This is a genomic window from Streptomyces sp. 3-6, assembly GCF_056323165.1.
In genome coordinates, this window is record NZ_JBWHZP010000002.1 from 106,978 (window position 1) to 129,876 (window position 22,899).

14 protein-coding genes are annotated in these 22,899 nt (G+C 74.6%); 7 read left to right on the forward strand and 7 right to left on the reverse strand.

Annotation, left to right across the window (positions count from 1 at the left end; genetic code table 11):
• From AC02VZ_RS04690 to AC02VZ_RS04710, 5 genes are all read left to right on the forward strand, one after another.
• Positions 1-1,104, forward strand: a complete 1,104-nt coding sequence (locus tag AC02VZ_RS04690; RefSeq protein ID WP_362097672.1) for a substrate-binding domain-containing protein — start codon at positions 1-3, stop codon at positions 1,102-1,104.
• A 173-nt stretch (positions 1,105-1,277) separates the two neighbouring features.
• Positions 1,278-2,069 (forward strand): ATP-binding cassette domain-containing protein, encoded by a 792-nt coding sequence (locus AC02VZ_RS04695; protein ID WP_432058351.1) that lies wholly within the window; start codon positions 1,278-1,280, stop codon positions 2,067-2,069.
• Positions 2,066-3,355, forward strand: a complete 1,290-nt coding sequence (locus AC02VZ_RS04700; RefSeq protein ID WP_432058350.1) for a sugar ABC transporter permease — start codon at positions 2,066-2,068, stop codon at positions 3,353-3,355. Before AC02VZ_RS04695 ends, AC02VZ_RS04700 begins: the two co-directional genes overlap by 4 nt.
• Before the next feature lie 210 nt (positions 3,356-3,565).
• Positions 3,566-5,491, forward strand: coding sequence for a 1-deoxy-D-xylulose-5-phosphate synthase (gene dxs / locus AC02VZ_RS04705; protein ID WP_476474590.1), 1,926 nt, complete (start codon positions 3,566-3,568; stop codon positions 5,489-5,491).
• Between the two features lie 144 nt (positions 5,492-5,635).
• Positions 5,636-7,162: an amino acid permease gene (locus tag AC02VZ_RS04710; RefSeq protein WP_432058348.1), complete on the forward strand. Its 1,527-nt coding sequence runs from the start codon at positions 5,636-5,638 to the stop codon at positions 7,160-7,162.
• Between the two features lie 161 nt (positions 7,163-7,323).
• Here AC02VZ_RS04710 and AC02VZ_RS04715 read toward each other — a convergent pair whose 3' ends face one another.
• The 6 genes from AC02VZ_RS04715 to AC02VZ_RS04740 form a co-directional block, all read right to left on the reverse strand.
• Positions 7,324-8,550, reverse strand: a complete 1,227-nt coding sequence (locus tag AC02VZ_RS04715) for a beta-ketoacyl-[acyl-carrier-protein] synthase family protein (protein WP_476474591.1) — start codon at positions 8,548-8,550, stop codon at positions 7,324-7,326.
• Complete coding sequence (locus AC02VZ_RS04720; protein ID WP_432058346.1) at positions 8,547-8,897, reverse strand: acyl carrier protein; 351 nt, start codon at positions 8,895-8,897, stop codon at positions 8,547-8,549. The genes AC02VZ_RS04715 and AC02VZ_RS04720 overlap by 4 nt, the downstream gene beginning before the upstream one ends.
• Positions 8,861-9,964, reverse strand: coding sequence for an NAD-dependent epimerase/dehydratase family protein (locus tag AC02VZ_RS04725; protein ID WP_476474592.1), 1,104 nt, complete (start codon positions 9,962-9,964; stop codon positions 8,861-8,863). Before AC02VZ_RS04725 ends, AC02VZ_RS04720 begins: the two co-directional genes overlap by 37 nt.
• Before the next feature lie 258 nt (positions 9,965-10,222).
• Positions 10,223-11,797 (reverse strand): AMP-binding protein, encoded by a 1,575-nt coding sequence (locus AC02VZ_RS04730; RefSeq protein WP_432058344.1) that lies wholly within the window; start codon positions 11,795-11,797, stop codon positions 10,223-10,225.
• A complete protein-coding gene (locus AC02VZ_RS04735) occupies positions 11,794-12,735 on the reverse strand; it encodes an alpha/beta fold hydrolase (protein ID WP_432058343.1) in 942 nt (313 codons plus the stop codon). Before AC02VZ_RS04735 ends, AC02VZ_RS04730 begins: the two co-directional genes overlap by 4 nt.
• Positions 12,732-13,760, reverse strand: a complete 1,029-nt coding sequence (locus AC02VZ_RS04740; protein WP_432058342.1) for a 3-oxoacyl-ACP synthase III family protein — start codon at positions 13,758-13,760, stop codon at positions 12,732-12,734. Before AC02VZ_RS04740 ends, AC02VZ_RS04735 begins: the two co-directional genes overlap by 4 nt.
• A gap of 153 nt (positions 13,761-13,913) precedes the next feature.
• Here AC02VZ_RS04740 and AC02VZ_RS04745 point away from each other — a divergent pair, with 153 nt between their 5' ends.
• The gene (locus AC02VZ_RS04745; RefSeq protein ID WP_432058341.1) at positions 13,914-21,284 is read left to right on the forward strand and encodes an SDR family NAD(P)-dependent oxidoreductase; all 7,371 of its coding nucleotides are present in this window, start codon (positions 13,914-13,916) and stop codon (positions 21,282-21,284) included.
• Between the two features lie 50 nt (positions 21,285-21,334).
• Here AC02VZ_RS04745 and AC02VZ_RS04750 read toward each other — a convergent pair whose 3' ends face one another.
• Positions 21,335-21,706, reverse strand: coding sequence for a PIN domain-containing protein (locus tag AC02VZ_RS04750; RefSeq protein ID WP_432058340.1), 372 nt, complete (start codon positions 21,704-21,706; stop codon positions 21,335-21,337).
• Positions 21,707-21,787: 81 nt separating this feature from the next.
• On the opposite strand from AC02VZ_RS04750, the gene AC02VZ_RS04755 reads away from it, so the two are divergent.
• Complete coding sequence (locus tag AC02VZ_RS04755; RefSeq protein WP_476474593.1) at positions 21,788-22,873, forward strand: PLL family lectin; 1,086 nt, start codon at positions 21,788-21,790, stop codon at positions 22,871-22,873.
• Positions 22,874-22,899: the final 26 nt, after the last annotated feature.

Consider the following 22,899-nt stretch of genomic DNA (forward strand, 5'->3'; position numbering starts at 1 on the left):
ATGCGTCGAGCCGCTGTTGCCATCGCCGCCGGTGCGATGGCCGTCTCGCTGGCCGCCTGCGGCAGCGCCGCGGAGTCGGGCGACAAGAAGGACGACGGCGGTTCGGCCGCCGCCAAGGGTGACGACATCAAGGTCGGTCTGCTCCTGCCGGAGAACCAGACCGCGCGCTACGAGAAGTTCGACAAGCCGCTGATCGAGAAGAAGATCAAGGAGCTGACGAACAACAAGGCCGAGGTCGTCTACGCCAACGCCAAGCAGGACGCCAGCCTGCAGAACCAGCAGGTCGACACGATGATCACCAACAAGGTGGACGTCCTGATCGTCGACGCGGTGGACGCCAAGGCGATCGCCGGCTCGGTCAAGAAGGCCAAGGACGCCGACATCCCCGTCGTCGCCTACGACCGCCTCGCCGAGGGCCCGATCGACGCCTACACCTCGTTCGACAACGTGACCGTCGGCAAGACGCAGGGCGAGGCCCTGCTGAAGGCGCTGGGCGACAAGGCCAAGGACGGCCAGATCGTCATGATGAACGGTTCCTCCACGGACCCGAACGCCGCCCAGTTCAAGGAAGGCGCCCACTCCGTCCTCGACGGCAAGGTCAAGATCGGCCGCGAGTACGACACCAAGGAGTGGAAGCCGGAGAACGCCAACGCCAACATGGAGGGCGCCATCTCCGCCCTCGGCAAGGACAAGATCGTCGGCGTCTACTCCGCCAACGACGGCATGGCGGGCGGCATCATCACCGCCCTGAAGTCCGCCGGCATCGACGACATCCCGGTCACCGGCCAGGACGCCGAGCTCGCGGGTGTGCAGCGCATCGTCACCGGTGAGCAGTACATGAGCGTCTACAAGCCGTACGCCCCGGAGGCCGACGCCGCCGCGGAGATGGCCGTCGCGCTCGCCCAGGGCAAGTCGCTCGACTCCATCGCCAAGGACAAGGTCGACAGCCCGACCACCAAGGGTGTTCCCGCCGTGCTCGTGCCGGTCGTGTCGCTGACCCAGGACAACATCGCGGACACCGTCGTCAAGGACGGCGTCTACACCGTCCAGGAGATCTGCGCCGGCAAGTACAAGGCCGCCTGCGACAAGATCGGTCTGAAGTAAGCAGCCCCCAGGTCCTGAGGTACGGGAGCCCCCACCGGGCCCCCGTACCGGACCGGCTGCCATGAGCTCCGCCGGCGCCCCGCACACCGACAGCCCCGCAAGCTACGCGGGGCGCCGGCGGAACACCCCCCAATCTGCTGCACAACCTCCCGCCGGGTCAGGCGGCGAAGGAGATGGTTCTTGTGTCCGCTACGCCCGTGCTGGCGTTGCGCGGGGTCTCCAAGCGGTTCGGTGCCGTCCAGGCGCTCACCGACGTAGAGCTTGAGGTCCACGCCGGTGAGGTGGTCGCCCTGGTCGGCGACAACGGTGCCGGAAAGTCCACGCTGGTCAAGACGATCGCCGGCGTGCACCCCATCGATGAAGGCGCCATCGAGTGGGAAGGCCGTCGCGTGACGATCGGCCGCCCCCACGACGCCCAGAGCCTGGGCATCGCGACGGTCTACCAGGACCTCGCGCTGTGCGACAACATCGACGTCGTCGGCAACCTCTACCTGGGACGGGAACTGCGCAAGCGCGGCGTCCTGGACGAGGTGGAGATGGAGCGCCGCTCCCGCGAGCTCCTCGACACCCTGTCGATCCGCATCCCCAGCGTCCGCATCCCGATCGCCTCGCTCTCCGGCGGTCAGCGCCAGGTCGTGGCGATCGCCCGTTCCATGCTCGGCGAGCCCAAGCTGGTCATCCTGGACGAGCCGACCGCCGCCCTCGGCGTCGAGCAGACCGCCCAGGTCCTCGACCTGGTCGAGCGGCTGCGCGAGCGCGGCCACGCGGTCATCCTCATCAGCCACAACATGGCCGACGTCAAGGCCGTGGCGGACAAGGTGGCCGTCCTGCGCCTGGGACGCAACAACGGCGTCTTCGAGGTCAAGTCGACCTCCCAGGAAGAGATCATCTCCGCGATCACGGGCGCCACCGACAACGCCGTGACCCGTCGTGCGGCGCGCACCAATGGGGAGATCAACAAGTGAGCACCGAAAAGACCTCCACCACCAAGACCGACGCCGTCGACAACACCGAGGCGGCCGCCGCCTCGGTGACCGTGGTCGACCCGCGGCTGCTGGTGCGCGAGCAGGGCCTGGCCGGCTACGTCGGCGAGTTCAAGCGGAAGATGAAGGCCGGTGACCTCGGCTCCATCCCGGTCGTCGTCGGCCTGCTGGTCATCTGGGCCATCTTCACCGGCCTGAACTCCAACTTCCTGACCGCCGGCAACTTCTCCGACATGTCCGTCGCCATGGTCGGCACCGGCATGATCGCCGTCGGCATCGTGTTCGTCCTGCTGCTCGGCGAGATCGACCTGTCGGTCGGCTCGGTCAGCGGTGTCGCCGGCGCCACCTTCGCGGTGCTCAGCGTCACCCACGGCATGAACGAGATCCTGGCCCTGGTGCTGGCGATCCTCACCGGCACCGCGGCCGGCGCCATCCACGGCTTCTTCTTCGCCCGCATCGGCGTCCCGGCCTTCGCCGTGACCCTCGCCGGACTGCTGTTCTGGCAGGGCTTCATGCTGCAGATCCTCGGCAGCAACGGCACCATCAACCTCGACTCCGACGGCCTGGTCGTCAAGCTGACCAGCCACTACTTCACCGACGTGGCCGCCGCCTACGGCCTGGCCGTCGTGGTGACCGCCGTGTACTTCCTCACGGCGTTCTTCGACAACCGCCGCCGCGAGGCCGCCGGGGTCCCCTCCCGGCCGCTGAACGAGATCATCGTGCGGACCGTACTGCTCGCGATCCTGTCGTTCGCCGTCGCGATCGTGTTCAACCAGTACAAGGGCCTCCCGCTGGCCGTGGTGATCTTCCTGGCGTTCCTGGTGCTCACGGACTTCGTCCTGCGCCGCACCGCGTACGGCCGCAAGGTCTTCGCGCTCGGCGGCAGCGTCGAGGCCTCCCGGCGCGCCGGCATCAACGTCGAACTGGTCCGGATCTCGGTCTTCGCGATCGCCGGCACCTTCGCCGCGATCGGCGGCCTGTTCGTCGCCTCGAAGATCGCCTCCGCCAACCAGGGCGCGGGCACCGGTGAGTTCCTGATGAACGTCATCGCCGCCGCCGTCATCGGTGGCACGTCCCTCTTCGGTGGCCGAGGCCGCACCTGGGACGCCCTGCTCGGTGTCATGGTCATCGTGTCGATCCAGTACGGCCTCGCGCTGGAGGGCATCGCCTCCCCGGTGCAGTACATGATCACCGGTGGCGTGCTGCTGGCGACCGTCGTCATCGACGCCGTCACCCGCAAGACACAGAAGACGGCAGGGCGCGCCTAGCACCCCGCCTCCGTCCCCACCCGTTGCCCGGTACCGCTCGGCGGTGCCGGGCAACGGTCGTGCGGCCGGGGTGTCGTAGGACCCCCCGATCCTGGGTACAGCCGTTCGCGTGACCCATCACGCACCGCCCGGAGTCCGCGGGCCCGAACGGAACATTAGACTCGACGAGCCCGGCAACAGCTCGATCAGCTCTACTGCAAGGAGGCACGGGTGCCGCTGCTGACCCGTATCGGGGGACCGCGCGATCTGGACCGGCTCACCCTGGAGGAGCTGAACCAGCTGGCCGAGGAGATCCGGACCTTCCTGGTCGACGCGGTCTCCAAGACCGGCGGCCACCTCGGCCCCAACCTGGGCGTCGTGGAACTCACCATCGCCCTCCACCGCGTGTTCGAATCACCCCGGGACAAGGTCCTGTGGGACACCGGACACCAGTCGTACGTGCACAAGCTGCTGACCGGCCGGCAGGACTTCTCCAAGCTCAAGATGAAGGGCGGCCTGTCCGGCTACCCCTCGCAGGCCGAGTCCGAGCACGACGTCATCGAGAACAGCCACGCCTCCACGGTGCTCGGCTGGGCCGACGGCATCGCCAAGGCCAACCAGATCATGAAGCGGGACGACAGCCACGTCGTCGCCGTGATCGGGGACGGCGCGCTCACCGGCGGCATGGCCTGGGAGGCGCTGAACAACATCGCCGCCGCCAAGGACCGCCCGCTGGTCATCGTCGTCAACGACAACGAGCGCTCCTACGCGCCCACCATCGGCGGCCTCGCCGACCACCTGGCGACCCTGCGCACCACCGACGGCTACGAGCGCTTCCTGGCCCGCACCAAGGAGGTCCTGGAGCGCACCCCGGTCGTCGGCCAGGCCCTCTACGACACCCTGCACGGCGCCAAGAAGGGCCTGAAGGACTTCATCGCCCCGCAGGGCATGTTCGAGGACCTCGGGCTGAAGTACGTCGGCCCCATCGACGGCCACGACATCGAGGCCCTGGAGTCGGCCCTGGCCCGCGCCAAGCGGTTCGGCGGCCCGGTGATCGTGCACTGCCTCACCGAGAAGGGCCGCGGCTACCAGCCCGCCCTCGCCGACGAGGCCGACCGCTTCCACGCCGTCGGCAAGATCCACCCCGACACCGGCCTGCCCATCGCGTCCTCGGGCGCCGACTGGACCAGCGTCTTCGGCGAGGAGATGGTCAAGCTCGGCGAGGAGCGCGAGGACCTCGTCGCCATCACCGCCGCCATGCTCCAGCCGGTCGGCCTCGACAAGTTCGCCAAGCGCTTCCCCGACCGGGTCTACGACGTCGGCATCGCCGAGCAGCACGGCGCCGTCTCCGCGGCCGGCCTCGCGCACGCCGGCGTGCACCCCGTGTTCGCGGTGTACGCCACCTTCCTCAACCGCGCCTTCGACCAGGTCCTGATGGACGTGGCCCTGCACAGGTGCGGCGTCACCTTCGTCCTGGACCGGGCCGGGGTGACCGGCACCGACGGCGCCTCCCACAACGGCATGTGGGACATGTCGATCCTCCAGGTCGTCCCCGGCCTGCGACTGGCCGCGCCGCGCGACGCCGACCAGGTCCGCGCCCAGCTGCGGGAGGCCGTCGCCGTCGACGACGCGCCGACCGTGGTCCGCTTCTCCAAGGGCGCCGTCGGACCGGCCGTGCCCGCCGTCGGCCGGGTCGGCGGCATGGACGTGCTGCGCGAGCCCGGCACCGACACCCCGGACGTGCTCCTGGTCTCCGTCGGCGCGCTGGCCCCCATGTGCCTGGAGATCGCCTCGCTCCTCGACCGGCAGGGCATCTCCACCACCGTCGTCGACCCGCGCTGGGTCAAGCCGGTGGACGAGGCGATGGCGCCGCTGGCCGACAAGCACCGGGTGGTCGTCACCGTCGAGGACAACTCGCGCGTCGGCGGTGTCGGCTCCACGATCGCCCAGGCCCTGCGCGACGCCGGGGTCGACGTGCCGCTGCGCGACTTCGGCATCCCGCCCCGCTTCCTGGACCACGCCTCCCGCGCCGAGGTGCTGACCGAGATCGGGCTGACCGCCCCCGACATCGCCCGCCAGGTGACCGGTCTGGTCGCCCGGCTGGACGGCCGGTACGAGCGCTCCGCCGTCGGCCCCGTCGAGGCGGCACGCGACTGACCGGTCCGGGTACCGGGCACGGGCCGCCCCCGCCACCGCGACGAGTGGCGGGGGCGGCCCGTCCGCGTGAAGATGCCCACGCCGGGGCATACGACCTACGCCCCCTCTCGATCACGTCGAGGACGCCACGCGTGGGAGGTACCCGTGAGCAGCTCTCTCTTCCGGACGAAGAACGTGGAGCAGTCCATCCGCGACACCGAGGAACCCGAGCACTCGCTCAAGAAGTCCCTCTCCGCGCTGGACCTCACCGTCTTCGGTGTCGGCGTCATCATCGGTACCGGCATCTTCGTCCTCACCGGTACGGTCGCCAAGGACAACGCCGGACCGGCCACGGCCCTGGCGTTCGTGGTGGCCGGTGTGGTCTGCGCGCTCGCCGCGCTCTGTTACGCCGAGTTCGCCTCCACCGTGCCGGTGGCGGGCTCCGCCTACACCTTCTCCTACGCCTCCCTGGGCGAGCTGCCGGCCTGGATCATCGGCTGGGACCTGGTCCTGGAGTTCGCGCTCGGCACGGCGGTGGTGGCCGTCGGCTGGTCGGGCTACATCCAGTCGCTCATGGACAACGCGGGCTGGCAGCTGCCCGCGGCCCTGGGCAGCCGCGAGGGCTCCGACGTCTTCGGGTTCGACATCCTCGCCGCCGTCCTGGTGCTGGTGCTCACCGGCATCCTGGTCCTCGGCATGAAGCTGTCCGCCCGCGTCACCTCGGTCGTCGTGGCCATCAAGGTGACCGTGGTCCTCGTCGTGATCATCGCGGGGGCCTTCTTCATCACGGCCGACAACTACGACCCGTTCATCCCCGAGTCCCAGCCCGTACCGGCGGGTGACAGCCTCGATTCCCCGCTCATCCAGCTGATGTTCGGCTGGGCCCCGGCCAACTTCGGCGTGATGGGCATCTTCACGGCCGCCTCGGTGGTGTTCTTCGCCTTCATCGGCTTCGACATCGTCGCCACCGCCGCCGAGGAGACCCGCAACCCCCAGCGGGACATGCCGCGCGGCATCCTCGGCTCGCTGTTCATCTGCACCGTGCTGTACGTCGGCGTCTCCATCGTCGTCACCGGAATGCAGCACTACAGCGAACTCTCCGTGGACGCCCCGCTGGCCGACGCCTTCAAGGCCACCGGACACCCGTGGTTCGCGGGCTTCATCAGCTTCGGGGCCGCCGTCGGCCTGACGACCGTGTGCATGATCCTGCTGCTCGGCCAGACCCGCGTCTTCTTCGCGATGAGCCGCGACGGACTGCTGCCGCGGTTCTTCTCCCAGGTCCACCCCCGGTTCCGGACCCCGCACCGGCCGACGATCCTGCTCGGTGTCGTCATCGCGGTCCTCGCGGGCTTCACCCCGCTGAACGAACTCGCGGCGCTGGTGAACATCGGCACCCTGTTCGCCTTCGTCGTCGTCGCGATCAGCGTCCTCATCCTGCGCCGGACCCGGCCCGACCTGCCCCGGGCGTTCCGCACCCCCTGGGTGCCGTTCCTGCCGATCGTGTCGGTCGCCGCGTCCCTGTGGCTCATGCTCAACCTGCCCGCCGAGACCTGGATCCGCTTCGGCATCTGGATGGTGGCCGGCATCGCCGTCTACTTCCTCTACAGCCGCCGGAACAGCCGGCTGGCGCAGGAGGGCGGATCGGAGCCCGGGGCGCCCCTCGGACGGTCCGGCGGCACGGGCACCGGCTGACAACCGGGGCCGGGCCCGCCCTCCCGGCGGAGGCCGGTCCCTGCGGCCCGCAGCGGGCCGCCCGGGGGCCGTTCTCCCGGCGGGTGCCGCCCGCTCCCTCACGGGCCCCTGCGGACAGCCCCGGCTGTCCGCAGGGGCCCGTCGCGTGGCCCGGTGAGCCGTCAGCCCGCCCGGGTCAGGGCGAGGACGACGTTGTGCCCGCCGAAGCCGAAGGAGTGGCTGACGGCGACCCGCACATCCTGCCGCCGGGGGCTCTTGGTGACGCAGTCGATGTCGAGACCGGGCGCCGGCGCGTCCAGGTTCGCCACCGGCGGCACCGTGCCGTGCTGAAGGGTGAGCACGGTCAGCGCCGCCTCCACGGCGCCTGTCGCGCCGAGACTGTGGCCGAGCACGCCCTTGGGCGCGGTGACGCTGGGCCGGTGCGGCAGCACCCGGGCGATCAGCGCCGCCTCGCCCGCGTCGCCCAGCGGGGTGGAGGTGCCGTGCGCGTCGACGTGGTCGACGTCGCCCGGAGCCAGGCCCGCGTCCGCCAGGGCGGTGCGCAGGGCGGCCTCCGCGCCCCGGCCGTCCGGGGCGGGCGCGGTGGGGTGGTGGGCGTCGGAGGTGCTGCCGCAGCCCACCAGACGGGCCCGTACCCGCGCCCCTCGGGCCGCCGCGTCCTCGGTGCGTTCCAGCACCAGGACGCCCGCACCCTCCGCCATGACGAAGCCGTCCCGGTCGACGGCGAACGGCCGGGACGCCTCGGCGGGCGCGCCGGCCCGCCGGGAGAGGGCGCCCGCGCGCCAGAAGCCGGTGGTCGCCAGCGGGGTGACGGCGGCTTCGGTGGCCCCCGCCACCGCGATGTCGCACTGGCCGGAGGCGAGGAGGTCGCGGGCCACGGCGACGGCGGTGGCACCGGAGGCGCAGGCGGTGGCCGGGGCGAGGCCGGGCCCACGGGCCCCGAGGTCGATGGACACCTCACCGGCCGCCATGTTCGGGATGATCTGGGGGATGGTGAGCGCCGAGACCAGGTCGGCGCCCCGTTCCGCCAGCCGTCCGGCCTGCTCCTCGCGCACGGCGTCCGCGCCGAGCCCGCAGCCGACGACGACCGCGACCCGGTCGCCGTCCCACGCGCGCGGATCGAGGCCGGCGTCGCGCACCGCCTCCCGGGCGGCGAGCACCGCCAGCGCGGCGTTGCGCGGCATCCGCCAGGCGGCGCGTCCCACGCGCCGGGCGAGGGCGTCGGGGGACAGCGGGACCCGGCAGGAGAAGTCCACCGGCAGCCCGGCCAGTGCCGGATCGCGGGTCGCGGTGCCCGTGCCGCGGCAGACGGTGTCCCAGGTGGTGGCGGCGTCCACCCCGGCGGGGGTGACCAGGCCGAGGCCGGTGACGGCGACCGGTGCGGTCACGAGTGCGCCGCCGTCACCGCGCCGCCGGTGGCGCTCGCCCGGTCCGCCGGGCCCGCGCCGCCGGTGCCGTGCGGGCCGACCGCGGCGCCCGCGTCGCCGGTGCCGACCGTGGTGCCCGCGCGCAGGGCGTCGAGGTGCTCGACGATCCGCGCGAGGGTCGTCCCGCGGGAGGCGTGCTCGGCGTCGATCTTCACTCCGAGGCGTTCGTGGAGGATGAGCACCAGCTCCGTCAGGGCCAGGGAGTCCAGGTCCAGCTGGGCCAGGGTGAGCTCGGGCCGGATCTCCTCCTCCGGGACGCGGAACGCGCTGGTCAGGACGGAACGGAGGGTGGCGTAGGTGTCGGGCACGGCTTCTCCTTGCGGTCGTTCGGGTCGTGCGGGTCGTCGGGGTCGTTCAGGCCGTTCGGGTCGTTCGGGCCGTTCGGGGCGGACGCGGCGAGGCGGGCGAGCTCCGCGATCCCGGCGTCGAACCCGACCGGTGGTGCGAAGCCCAGGTCGCGGCGGGCCGCGGTGAGGTCGAAGTGGTGCGGGTGCAGCAGGTCCGCGACCAGGAAGCGGCTCAGGGCCTGGGTGCGGGTACTGCGGGCCGCGCGCAGCAGGGTCTCGGCGACCGCGGCTCCGGCGGCGGCCGGCCGGGCCGGTACCGCGCACCAGCGGGCGTCGATGCCGGCGGCCCGCAGGAAGTGGCGGGTGACCTCGCGCAGCGGGCGGGGGTCGCCCTGGGCGATGAAGTAGGCGCGGCCGCCGACGGTCCGGGGTGAGCACCGCAGCCGGTCCAGGGCCAGCAGGTGGGCGTGGGCGGCGGTGCGGACGTGGGTGGTGTCGACGAGGTTGCCGCCGTCGCCGGGCATCGGCAGCAGGCCCGCCCGCACGGTGCGCGCGAGGGCGGGGGCGAAGTGCGGGTCGCCCGGCCCCCAGATGATGTGCGGGCGCAGCGAGACGGTGGCCAGCTCCGGACCGTGGGCGGCCAGCACCAGGGCCTCGGCGCGGGCCTTCGTGGCGGGGTAGGCGGCCAGGTGGCAGGGGGCGGGGGGCAGGCTCTCGTCGACACCCTCCAGGCCGCCGGGCCGGAAGACGACACTGGCGGTCGAGGTGTACACGAGCGTGCGGACGGCGTGCGCCCGGCACTGCTCGATCACGTGGCGGGTGCCGACGACGTTGGTGGCCCAGTAGGGCCGCGGCGGGCCGCTGACCCCGGCCAGGGCGGCGTTGTGCACCACCGCGTCGCACCCGGCCACGGCGCGGGAGACCGCGGCGGGGTCGGCGAGGTCGCCCAGGTGCTGGCGGACGCCCAGCGCCGCCAGCGCGGTGCTGGGGCGGCGGCCCAGGGAGGAGACGACGTGGCCGCGCGCGCTCAGCTGCCGGCAGATCTCCAGACCGAGGAAGCCGCTCCCGCCGGTGACCAGTACGTTCAACGGAGTCGGCCTTTCCTGTGGATGCACTGCGGGTGCACTGCGGGTGTCCTGCGGGTGTCCTGCGGCTGTCCTGTGCGGGGCACGGAGGGTGGGCCGGGGGACGGCGTGCGGTCGCCGGGGCGGCTGCGGTTGGCGCACCGGGCGTGGGCACCGGACCGGGTGCGGCCGGCGGCCCGGGTGGGGCCGCTTCCGGGGTGTGCGGGGCACGGGGGGCGGGCCCCCGGCGCGGGCCGCCGCTCCGGCCGGTGACCGGTGCCGTCACCGGGTCCGCCCGCGCAGGCGTTTCGCCGCCCAGCCGGCCAGCCGCATGCGGTCGATCTTCGAGTTGTGCCGGGGGTCGGTGGGGAAGCCGCCGCGGACCAGCACGGCGCCGACGCGGTGCCCGTCCGGATGGTCCCTCAGGACCGCCCGCACCGCCGCCACCGCGGCGGCGCGGGGCGTGGAGGGGAGGGGCTCCACGCACAGCACGGGCAGTTGGCACACCGCCGTGCCGACCCCGACGAGGGCGGTGCGGCGGACTCCGGGCGCGGTGTCCGCCGCGGCCTCGATGTCCTCGGTGGCCAGGGTGAAGCCGGTCCCGGTCACCAGGTGGGCCCGGCGGCCGAGGAACCACAGCCGGCCCTCGTCGTCGAGCCGGCCGAGGTCCCCGGTGCGGTGCAGCACGCCGTCGTCCGTGGGGCTCTTGGTGACGGCGTCGGCGTCCGGGCGGGCGTGGTAGGCGGGGCTGACGGTCGGGCCGGTGACGGCGATCTCGCCGGCTCCCGTCGCGTCGGCGTCCAGGATCCGGGCGCGGATGCCGGGCAGCGGCCGGCCCAGGCAGGTGCCGGAGTGGCCGGCGGGCGGCCGGACGCGCGCGGCCCGCAGGTCGTGGTCGCCGATCGCGGAGACGGGCAGGCACTCGGTGGCACCGTAGACGCTGAGGATCTCGGCGTCGTCCGGCACGGCCCCGCGCAGGGCGTCGACGAGGCCCAGGCGCAGCGGGGCGCCGAAGGAGAGGACCTGCCGGACCGAGGGCAGGGTGAGGGCGTGGCGGGCGCAGTGACGGGCGATCAGGGTGAGCACGGCGGGGGAGGCCAGGACGACGGTGGCCCGGTGCCGCAGGATCGGCCCGACGAGTTCCTCCGGGGCGGTGCGGGCCGGCGCCAGGTGGTGCACGGCCGGGGCGACGGTGGCCAGGCCGAGGAGCGGGCCGAGCAGGGCGACCGGCAGGAACCCGGCGAGGAGCACGTCGTCGTCCCGGGGGCCGATCAGCGTGGTGAGCGCGTCGAGCTGGCCGGTCAGGGTGGAGTGGTGGTACTCCGCGCCCTTGGGCCGTCCCGTGGAGCCGGACGTGAAGGCGATCAGGGCCGGCCCGTCGCCGCCCGGCTCGCTCACCGGCGCGAGCGGGCCGCCGGCCGGGGTGCGGGTGGCCAGCCGCCGTCCCACGGGGAGCGGGGCGGTGCCGGTGACCAGGGAGATCCTGACGTGCGGACGGCCCCACCCCAGGATCCGGCGTCCGAGGTGGGCCGGCGGTTCCCCGACGAAGACGTCCGGCCCGACGTCCTCCAGGCAGCGGCCCACCTCGGCGCGCGGTTCGATCAGTACGGGGACGGCGCCGAGGAGGCCGAGGGCGTAGGAGACGGCGGTGAGGTCGTGGGCGTCGCGGGTCATCACCACGGCCTTGTGACCGGGCCGGACACCCGCCTCGTGCAGGGCCCCGGCGATGTGGTGGCAGTGCCGCACCAGTTCACCGCGGCGGGTGGTCCTGGAGGTCCCCTTGCGGGTCTCGACGAGGGCGATCGCGTCGGGCCGGCCGGCCAGGCGGGCGGCGATGCCGGGAACGGTCGCGGTCACGGTGTCTCCTGGAGCAAGTCACGGATGAGGCCGCCCAGTTCGGCCGTGGCGTCCTCCATCACGAAGTGCCCGGCGTCGGGGAAGCGGTGGATCTCGGCGTGCGGGTGACGGCGCGCCCACTCCCCGAGCAGGGCCGGCGTGAAGACGGGGTCGCGCATGCCCCAGCCGACGAGCAGCGGGAGACCGGCCGGGACCGCCCCGCCCCCGGGAGGTTCGAGCAGCTCCCAGGCGGGGTCGGCGGGCCCGCGCGGGATGGCCCTGACCGCGTCGGTGACCGCCCGCCGTTCCGCGCGGCGGGCGGTGGGCCGCAGCAGGGCCCGGCGTTCGGCGGGGAGCAGCGGGCGGTGGACCCCGGCCCGTGCGGCGATGCGGGTGAACGCGTTGGTGGCGTGGACGAGTTCGGCGACCGGGCGGTGGTCGCGGATCCACCGCAGGTACCACGGCAGCCGGAAGCCGTCGGGGAAGGGGAAGCCCACGGTGTTGCAGACGACCATCCGGGCCACCACGTCCGGGTTCCGCCGTGCCCAGGCGATGCCGAGCGGGCCGCCCCAGTCGTGCAGCACGAACGTCCAGCCCGTCTCGGGCAGGCCCTCGTGGCGCACCAGGTGGCGGTGGAGGATGTCCAGGTGCTCCAGCTGGGCGTCGTACGGGTCCGGCACCCCGTCCGCCGGCCGCAGGTGCCGGGAGAGCCCGAAGCCGGGCAGGTCGGGGGCCAGGCAGCGGGCGTGCGGGGAGAGCCGGCGCAGCAGTCCCCGCCAGACGTAGCTCCACGACGGGTTGCCGTGCAGGAACAGCACCGGCTGCCCGGAGCCGACGTCGAGGTAGTGCTGGCCGGTGACCGGGACGCGCCGCCAGTGCCGGGGCGCGGGATAGCCCGGCATCAGCCGTTCCAGGAGGCCGGGGTCCGTCGCCGGGGCGTGGCCGGCGCGCGCGCTCACCACCGGACGAGGGCCAGGCCGAAGCTGAAACCGCTGGCCAGGCCGATCATCGCCACCAGGTCCCCGCTCTCGATGCGGTCCTCGGCCCGTGCCTTGACCAGTTGCAGGGGGAGCGAGGCCGCCGCGCAGTTCCCGTGTTCGGCCACCGCGGGCATGCACCGGTCCTCGGGGAGGGAGAAGGTGTCGATCACCTCGCGGTACTGCGGCATGGCGATCTGGTGGAAGGCGATGAAGGCGTAGTCGCCGGCCTGCGCGGCCTTCAGCTCCTCCCCGGCGGTGTCCAGGATCCGGGGGAGCACGTCGAGGGCGCCCTGCCGGAGGTCCCCGTTCAGCCGCAGGGTGGTGTGGTCGTCGTGGACGGAGAGGTGGTGCATGCTGCCTCCGCCGGCCACCGTGCAGGACTGCCAGGCGGCGGAGTTGCTGACGAACCGCAGGGACAGGATGCCGGGGTCGCCGTCGCCGGCGGGGCCGGCGGTGAGCACCATCGCGGCCCCCGCGTCGGAGGCGGTGTAGCCGGGCAGGGCGCGCAGCAGGTCCTCCCGGTCGGGGGCGTGCCAGCGGGTGGCCAGGGTGGAGGGTTCCCCGCAGGCGATGAGGACCGTGCGGTAGCGGCCGGTCTCGATGAAGGAGGCGGCCACCTCCATGGCGTTCAGGAAGCTGTTGCAGGCGTTCTTGACGTCGAACACCGGGCAGGTGGCGCCCAGTTTGACCGCCACGAGGTGGGCCGTCGCCGGTTCGATCAGGTCCTGGCAGGTCGAGGCGAACAGCACCAGACCGATGTCGTCGATCGTCAGACCCGCCCGGTCGAGCGCCGACCGGGCGGCCGTCACGGCGAGGTCGGAGGCGTTCTCGCCGTCCTCGTGGACATGGACGCCGCGCACCCCGGTGAGGTCCTCCAGCAGGCCGGGCGGCGGGGCATAACCACCCGTCTCGGTGATCTTGACCCGGATTTCCTCCAACGTCCGGTAACGGGACGGAAGATGAGCGGACACGGCGGCGATACGGGCACGGATGGCTTCGGGCACCGCGTCACCGTAGCCAGCCCCTGCGCCGGAATGCCGACTGTGCCGGGGTTTACACCCCAACGGGTGAACTGTGCTGGTTTTCCTGCCCTGTTGACCCTTTCCGTCCGCTTCAATCCGCTGGACAGCCGGTGATCAGTGCAAAGGGGCGGGAACGTGGCGACGCAGCAGCATGAACGGGCCGTGGCAGTGGTGGGCGTGGGGTGCCGGCTCCCCGGCGGGATCACGGACCTGGACGGCCTGTGGTCCGTGCTGCGCGACGGACGGGACATGGTCGGCGAGATGCCCGCCGACCGCCTGCCCCGGGACCGGACGGTCGACCCGGGGACCGTCCGGCCCGGCCGCAGCTACACCGCCGCCGGCGGCTTCCTCCAGGACGTCGCCTCGTTCGACGCCGCCTACTTCGGCATGTCCCCGGCGGAGGCCCGGCACATCGACCCGCAGCAGCGGCTGCTGCTGGAGATGGCCGTCGAGGCCCTGGACGACGCCGCCCTCCCCGCCGGGTCCCTGGTCGGCACGGACACCTGCGTGTACGTGGGCATCTCCGACACCGGCTACGGCGTGCACCTGTCGATGATGCCGGACCACACGAGCCCGCACACCATGCCCGGCGCCACCCTGTCCATCGCGGCGAACCGGCTGTCGTACGCCTTCGACCTGCGCGGGCCGAGCATGGCCGTCGACACGGCCTGCTCCTCCGCCCTGGTCGCCCTCGACCGGGCCTGCCGCACCCTGCGCGAGGGCCCCGGCCGCGTCGCCCTGGCGGGTGGCGTCAACGTGCTGTCCAGCCCTCACTCCTTCGCCGGGTTCTCCTACGCGGGCATGCTGTCCCGGCGCGGACGCTGCGCGGCCTTCTCCGCCGACGCCGACGGCTTCGTCCGCGCCGAGGGCGGCGCCGTGCTCGTCCTCAAGCGCCTGACGGACGCGGTGGCGGACGGTGACCGGATCCACGCCGTCCTGGCCGCCACCGGCAACAACACCGACGGCCGCAGCACCGGCATGATCGTGCCCAGCGCCGAGACCCAGGAGGCGCTGCTGCACACGGTCTACGCGGAGGCCGGCATCGACCCCGACGACCTGGTGTACGTCGAGGCCCACGGCACCGGCACCCAGGTCGGCGACCCGGCGGAGGCCGAGGCCATCGGCCGGGCGCTGGGCCGGCGCCGCCGCGGCGGCCCGCTGCCGATCGGCTCGGTGAAGTCGAACGTCGGCCACCTGGAACCCGCCTCCGGAATGGCCGGCCTGCTCAAGGCCATCCTGGTGCTGCGCCACCGGCTGGTACCGGCGTCCCTGCACGCCCGCCCGCTCAACCCCGGGATCGACTTCGACGGACTCGGACTGGCCCCCGCCGTCGACCCCGTACCGGTGGAGGTGGAGGAGCGGTCCGCGGTGGGGGTGAGCGCCTTCGGCTTCGGCGGAGCCAACGCGCACGCCGTCCTCACCCCGCCCCCCGCCGCCCGGGAGACCGGGCCGCGACCGGTGCCGGACGGGCGCCCGCTGCCCCTGCTGGTCTCCGCACGGTCCCCCAAGGCCCTGAAGCAGATGACCGCCCGCATGGCGGACCGGCTGCGCGAGACGGGACCCGAGGAGTTCTACGACCTCGCCCACACCGCCACCGTGCGGCGCACCGCCCACCCCCACCGCGCCGCCGTCCTGGCCGCGGACCCCGGGGACGCCGCCCGCCAGCTGGACCGGCTGACCGCGGGAGAACCCGCCCGCGGAGCCACCGTGCGCGCCGGCGAGCGGGACGGCGTCGCCTTCGTGTACTCCGGCAACGCCTCCCAGTGGCCGGGCATGGCCGCCGACCTCCTGGAGGGCGAACCGGTCTTCCGCGAGGCGGTCGAGCGGGCCGACGCGGCCCTCGCCCCCCACCTGGGGTGGTCGGTCGCCAAAGAACTGGCCCACCCGTCACCCCCGAAGTGGCAGCGCACCGAGGTGGCCCAGCCCGCCCTCTTCGCCGTCCAGGTGGGCCTGACCGCACTGCTCGCCTCGCACGGGGTGCGCCCGCGGGCGGTGGCCGGACACAGCGTCGGCGAGGTCGCCGCCGCCCACGCCGCCGGCGTCCTGACCCTGGAACAGGCGGCGCTGGTCATCGCCGAACGCAGCCGCACCCAGGGCGCCACGGCGGGCCGGGGCCGCATGGCCGCCGTCGGTCTGCCCGAGGCGGAGGCCCGCGAGGAACTGGCCCGCCACGGCGGCGCACTGGAGATCGCCGGCATCAACAGCGAGCGGGACGTGACCGTCGCCGGGGACGCCGACGCGCTGGCCGCCTGGGGCGCCGAACTCGCCGGGCGGGGCGTCTTCTTCCGCGAGCTGGACCTCGACTACGCCTTCCACAGCCGGGCCATGGACCCCATCAGGGAGCCCCTGCTCGACGCGCTCGACGGCCTCCGGCCCGCCCCCGCCACCGTCCCGTTCCTCTCCACCGTCACCGGCACCGCGTTGAACGGCCCCGAACTCGACGCCGCCTACTGGTGGCGCAACGTCCGCGAACCCGTCCGCTTCGCCGAGGCCGCCGGCCTGCTCGCCGACGGCCACGCCGGTGTCCTCGTCGAGATCGGCCCGCACCCGGTGCTGCGCCCCTACCTCCGCCGCACCGGCGCCACCTGCGTCGCCACCCTGCACCGCGACGGCGACGGCCCCCGCGAGACCGCGGCCGCCGTGGCCGCCGTCCTCGCCGCCGACACCGCCACCGACTGGCGCCACCACTTCCCCCGGCCGGGCCGGGTCACCGACCTGCCCGCCTACGCCTGGCAGCACGAACGGCACTGGCACGGCACCGCGCACGACCTGGTGGCCCGCACCAGCGGCAGCGGCGTGCTGGACCATCCGCTGGTGGGCGAGCGGATGCCCGCCCCGCACCCGGTGTGGCACGGCACCGTCGAACCGCAGCTCGTGCCCTGGCTGGGCGACCACCGCATCGGCGACGACGTCCTCATGCCGGCCGCCGCCTACGTGGAGATGGCCCTGAGCGCCGGCCGGCGGGCCCTGGAACGGCCGGTCGAGGTACGGCACCTGGAGATCGGCCGCCCGCTGTCCGTGCCGTGGCCCGACCCGACCCCCCTCGCCCTGCAGACCGCGGTCACCCCCGACGACGGCGCCGTGACCGTCAGCGTCCGCGAGGAACACGGCGGGGAGTGCCGGCCCGTCGTACGGGCCCAGGTCCGCACCCTGCTCGGCACGGCCCCCGCCCCGCTCGACGTCGACGCGCTGCGCGCGCGCTGCGACCGCGCCGTCGACGGCCCGGACTTCTACCGCACGTGCCAGGACATCGGCCTGCACTGCGGACCCGGCTTCCAGCTCATCGACCGCGTCGACGTCGGCGCGGACGAGGTCCTCGTCAGTTACCGGCTGACGCACGACGCCGACGCCTACACCGCCCACCCGGTCCTGCTCGACGCGCCGCTGCAGGCCACCGTGGCCCTCGCCGGGGCGGAGGCGGGGTCCGCCGCGTTCCTGCCGACCGTCTTCAACGCCGTACGCGTGTGGCGCACCCCCGCGCCCACCGGCGTCGCGCACCTGCGCCGCCGCAGCCGCAGCGCCAACGAGATCTGCTGGGACATCACCTACGCCGACCCCGACGGCACGGTCACCGCCGAGATCGACGGCTGCCGCACCCGCCGCGGCCACCTCGGCGAGCACACCCCGCTGACCGTGCAGCGCACCGTGCTGCGGGCCGCCCCCCGCCGGACCGAGCCCGCCCCGCCCTCCCCGCTGCCCGCGCCCACCGAGGTCGCCCGGGCCGCCGGGCCGCGCATCGCCGCCGCCCGCGCCGCCCTGGAGACCAGCGGCCACCGCCGGTTCACCGACGCCGCCCGACGGGCCGGCGCCCACTGCTGGGCCGACACCCTCCACGGCCTCCTCGCCGACCCCGCGGCCCCCTTCACGATGACCGACCTGGTGGCCGGGGGACTCCAGCCCCGGCACCGGCGCCTGGTACGGCTGATGCTGCCCCTGCTGGCCGAGCACGGCCTCGCCCGGCAGGCGGGGGAGAGCTGGCAGCTGACCGGCGCCCAGACCCACGCCGAGGCGTCACTGCGCGAACTGGTGGAGGACCACCCCGCGTTCGGCGCCGAGACGCTGCTGCTCAACCGGCACCTGCGCCGGCTGCCCGAGGTGGTCCGGGGACGCACCGACGCGCGTGAGCTGCTGCCGGCCGGGGACAGCGCCCACGAACAGCTCCACGAGACGGGACCGGCCCACCGTTTCACCCACCGGGCCGTGCAGGCGCTGCTCGGCGACATCGTGGCCCGCTGGCCCGCCGACCGCCCGCTGCGCGTGCTGGAGTTCGGCGCGACCACCACCGCCCTGACGGCCGCCGCCCTGCCCGCGCTGCCGGCCGACCGGACCCGCTACACCTGCGCCGCCACCACCGAGGGCGTGCTCGCCCGCGCCCAGCACCGCTTCGCCGCCCACGACGTCGTCGAGCACCGGATCCTGGACCCGGACGCCGACCCGATCGGCCAGGGCCTGCCCGCGGGCGGTTTCGACCTCGTCCTCGCGGGCGACGCCCTGCACGCCACCACCGACCTGGCCGCCACCCTGCGCCGGCTGCACACTCTGCTCGCACCCGGCGGACACCTGCTGGCGACCGAACCGCACCAGGCCCCGCTCCAGGCCCTCCTGGCCGGCACCCGGGACGACTTCTGGGAGCGCGGCGACCACACCCTGCGCCCGGTGTCCCGCGTCCTGAACCGCGAGGCGTGGGCACCGCTGCTGCGGCAGTGCGGCTTCTCCGGTGTGGCACAGACCGGGCCCGAGGACCGTTCCGTCCTGCTCGCCGCGGCGGACCACGACCGGGAGCCGGACGCCGGACTGCCACGCCCGCTGCCCGGCACCGCCTGGGTGGTCGCCGTCGAGGACGAGACCGAGACCGCCACCGCGCGGGCGCTGGCCGCCCACCTCGGCCGGGCGGCCGTCGTCCCCGCGCCCGACGGGGCCGCCGCCTGGCGCGAGGTGCTCCCCGCGGACTCCGCACCGCACGTCGTCCTGCTGCTCGCCGCCCCCGGGCCGCACGACGTCGCCCCCCGGACCACCCGCCGGGTGGCCCTGCTGCGCTCCCTGGCCGCGGCCTGCGACAGCCCCGACGGCGGCACCGGCCCCCGGGTCTGGCTCGTCACCCGCCCCACCGGCCTCTTCCCCGCCCCGGAGCAGCCGTCCCACCCGGTCGACGCGGCCGTCTGGGCGGCCTGCCGCACCCTCGCCAACGAGCGCCCCGACCTGCGGCTGCGCCGCCTGTCCTGCCACCGCGCCGAGGACCCCGGCACCGACGCCCGCCGCCTGGCCGCCGAACTGCTCACCCCGGAGGACGACACGGACACCGCCGAGGACGAGATCGTCCTCACCGCCGGCGGCCGGTTCGTCCCCCGGCACGTCCAGCACCCGGCACAGGAGCCCCCCGCCGTCCCCGCCGGCACGCCGTACGTCCTCGAAGCCCGCGATCCGGGCCTGCGCCGGCGGCTGGTCTGGCGGCAGACGGACCCGTGCGAACCCGGACCGGGCGAGGTGGCCCTGGAGATGCGGGCGGTGGCCCTCAACTACCGCGACCCGATGCGGGCCAACGGCCTGCTGCCGCCCGAGGCGGTGGAGAACAGCCCGCTCGGGCGCGGACTCGGCACCGACGGCGCCGGCGTCGTACGGGCCGTGGGCCCGGGCGTGACGAACCTGAAGCCCGGCGACCGGGTGTGCGGCCTGATGCCCGCCGCCCTCGCGTCCCACGCGACGACGTTCGCCTCCGCCGTCGTCCCCATCCCCGACGGACTGGGTTTCGCGGAAGCGGCGACCTTCCCCGTCGCCTTCCTGACCGTCCACCAGACCCTGGTCCACCAGGCCCGCCTCGCCCCCGGGGAGACCGTGCTGGTGCACGGCGGAGCCGGAGCCGTCGGCCTGGCCGTCCTGCAGATCGCCCGCTGGCAGGGCGCCCGCGTCATCGCCACCGCCGGCACCGAGACCAAACGGGACCTGCTGCGCACCCTCGGCGCGGAGCACGTGCTCGACTCCCGCGGCCTGGACTTCGTCCCCCGGGTACGGGAACTGACCGACGGTCACGGCGTCGACGTCGTGGTGAACTCCCTCAGCGGCGAGGCCATCACCCAGGGCCTGGACCTGCTGCGCCCGAACGGCCGCTTCATCGAGCTGGGCAAGCGGGACATCTTCCTCAACAACCCCATCACGCTCCGCCCGTTCGACCGCAGCCTCACCTTCATCGGCTTCAACCTCGACGCCGTCATCGACTCCCCGGCCCTGGGAACGCGGCTCCTGGAGGACTTCGCGGCGGAGGCAGCCGCCGGCACCTACCGGCCGCTGCCCCACACGGTCCACCCCGCCGCCCGGGTCGACGAGGCGTTCCACCTCCTCCAGCACTCCCGGCACACCGGCAAGGTCGTCGTCACCTTCGACCCCCTGGACGAACCCGTCCCCGTGGAACCCGCCCCCGCCGCCCTCCGCCCCGACCCCGAGGGCACCTACCTGATCACCGGCGGGCTGAGCGGACTCGGCGCCGCCACCGCCCGCCACCTCGCCGACCGCGGCGCCCGCCACCTGGCCCTGCTCTCCCGCGGCGGTCCCGACGCCCCCGGGGCACCCGCCTTGCTGCGGGACCTGGCCGACCGGGGCGTCCACGCCACCGCCCACGCCGCCGACGTCACCGACGAGGCCGCGCTGCGCCGCGTCCTGGACGCCGTCGACGCCACCGGGCACCCCCTGCGCGGCGTGGTGCACGCCGCGATGCACCTGGACGACGCGGTGCTGGCCGACCTCACCGACGACCGGATCACCGCCGTCCTGGCCCCCAAGGCGGCGGGCGCCGCCCTGCTGGACCGGCTCACCGCCGACCTCGACCTCGACCTGTTCCTCACCTACTCCTCCGTCTCCGCCGGCATCGGCAACCCGGGGCAGGCCGCCTACGCGGCGGCCAACGCCTACCTGGAGGCCCTCACCCGGGCCCGGCGCGCCACCGGCCGGCCGGGGACGGCGCTGGCCTGGGGGCCGATCGGCGAGACCGGCTACGTCGCCCGCAGCGGCATGGGCCCCGCGATGACCGCGCGCGGCCTGGACCTGCTCACCCCCGCCGAGGTCCTGGCCACCGCCGACCGCCTGGTGCCCGCCGGGACCGATGTCGCCGGGGCGGGCCGCTACCGCTGGGGCGCCGCCCGCCATCTGCTGCCCGCCCTGGCCACCCCCCGGTTCGCCGCGCTGGTCCCGACGTCCGCCGGGCCCTCCCCGGACGCCCGCGACGAGCTCCTGAGCACCCTCGCGGGTCTCCCCGCGGACGAGGCGGTGCTCAGGATCACCGAGACGGTCACCCAGCTCCTCGCCGGTGTCCTGCAGACCGCCCCCGATGCCCTCGACCCCACGCTCAACGTCACCGACTTCGGGCTCGACTCCCTGCTGGGCACGCAGTTCCTGGTGCAGGCGCGGGAACTCTTCGGTGTCCGTATCGGGCCGGCCGACCTGGCCACCGGCCGCACGCTGACCCACCTCGCCCGGCTGATCCACCAGCGCCTGGGCGCGGACACCGAGGGGTAGCCGGCACCGGGCGTCGCCGGTGTCAGCGGGGCCACCGGACGCCGCCGGTCTCAGCGGGGCGCGGACCGCGGACCGGCGACGTCCGCGCCCAGCGCGGTCACCCGGCGGCGCAGCTCGCGGTCGGCGGTGATCACCAGGACGGGGCGGTCGCCCGCCCGGGACACCAGCTCGACCATGTGGTCGTCCCCGCTGCCGGGCGCCGACTCCACCCGGACGCCCGGCACCGGCTCCACCCCGCGAGCCGCCCCCTCCACCACCAGGACGATGTCCAGCGGTCCGGTGCGGCCGGGCAGTCCGTCGGCGGCCAGGCGGTCCCGCAGCCGTTCGGCGGCGCCGCGCCGGTCCCGCCACCAGCCGTCGGGCACGGAACCGACCACGTTCGCGGCGTCGACGATCACGAGCGGAACGGTGCTGTCGTTCATGCGCTCAGGGTCCCACGGACACCCCCTGCGGGAGCCCGGCCCCCGGCGTCGCACTCGAACACGCTTGCATAAAGTGAAGAGGTGAACGGCGACTGGCTCCTCCGCGGCCGAGACGGCCGCCTCACCGTGTACCTGCCGTCGGACGACGCCGTCCTGTGCCGCGCGGAACTCGCCCCCGGCGGCCCCTGGGAGCCGCCCCGCCGGATCGGCGGCGACCAGCGTCTGCTCCCGGGGGCGGCGGTCGGCCGGGGCGCCGACGGCTACACCCACCTGGCCGCCTGGCGGCCCACCGGGAACGGGCAGGCCGGCCTGGTCCACTCCACCCACTTCCGGCCCCGGCTCGCGCCCCTGGACTGGCAGCCCGTCGGGCACCCCGACACCAAGGGCGGGCGCACCGGCACACCGGCCGTCGCCGTCGACGCGCGGGGCCGGGCCCACGTGGTCGCGCCCACCGCGTCGGGCGGGCTCGCCCTGCGGGTGCAGAAGGAGAAGGGCGGCTGGGAACCCTGGCGGCCCTCGCGGCGCGCGGACGCCGCAGGGGACGACGGAGCCGGCCGGGACAGCGCCGCCGACGGCGCCGACGCGGACGCGTCGCCGGGCGTCCGCGGCGCCCCCGTGGCCGTGACCGCGGGCTCGGGCCGCGTCGAGGTGTACGCGGCCGTGCCGGGCGGCCTCCGGCGCTGGACCCAGGACGAGCCCGCCGGACCGCTCGTTGCGGCGGAGCGCGTCGACGTGCCGGTCCGGCCCGACACCCTGCGGGCCCTGGCCACCTCCGAGGGGCACACCACCTGCTACTTCACCGACGAGCACGGCGAGTTGTGCGCCTGGCGGGCGGGAACCGATCCGGTCCCCCTGCTCGCCGCGGCCGGCCCCGGCCCGGTCTCCGCGGTGCGCTGCACCATCCAGGGCCACGACTGCACGGTGCTCGCCCAGCGCTCGGCGAGCGGCCGGGTCGCCTTCGCCGCGTACCCCACCGAGCAGGAGGCGGCCGGCGCCTGGTGGACCGAGTCGGGCCCCGCGCTGCCCGCCGACGCCCGGGTCGCGCTGGCCCTCGACGCGCACGAGGAGCTGGTGGCGGCCACCCTGTCGCCGTCCGCCGGCACCCTGCGGCTCACCCGCCGCAAGGACGAACCGGGGCTCGCACTGCGGGCCTGGCAGGAGGTCTGACCGGGCGGCGGTCCGGCGGTCCGGCG

Excerpts from the sequence above, each read along its gene's own strand:
- AC02VZ_RS04750 (WP_432058340.1), bottom strand. The coding sequence starts at position 21,706 with ATGAACGACAGCACCGTTCCGCTCGTGATCGTCGACGCCGCGAACGTG.
- AC02VZ_RS04690 (WP_362097672.1), top strand. The coding sequence starts at position 1 with ATGCGTCGAGCCGCTGTTGCCATCGCCGCCGGTGCGATGGCCGTCTCG.
- AC02VZ_RS04695 (WP_432058351.1), top strand. The coding sequence starts at position 1,278 with ATGGTTCTTGTGTCCGCTACGCCCGTGCTGGCGTTGCGCGGGGTCTCC.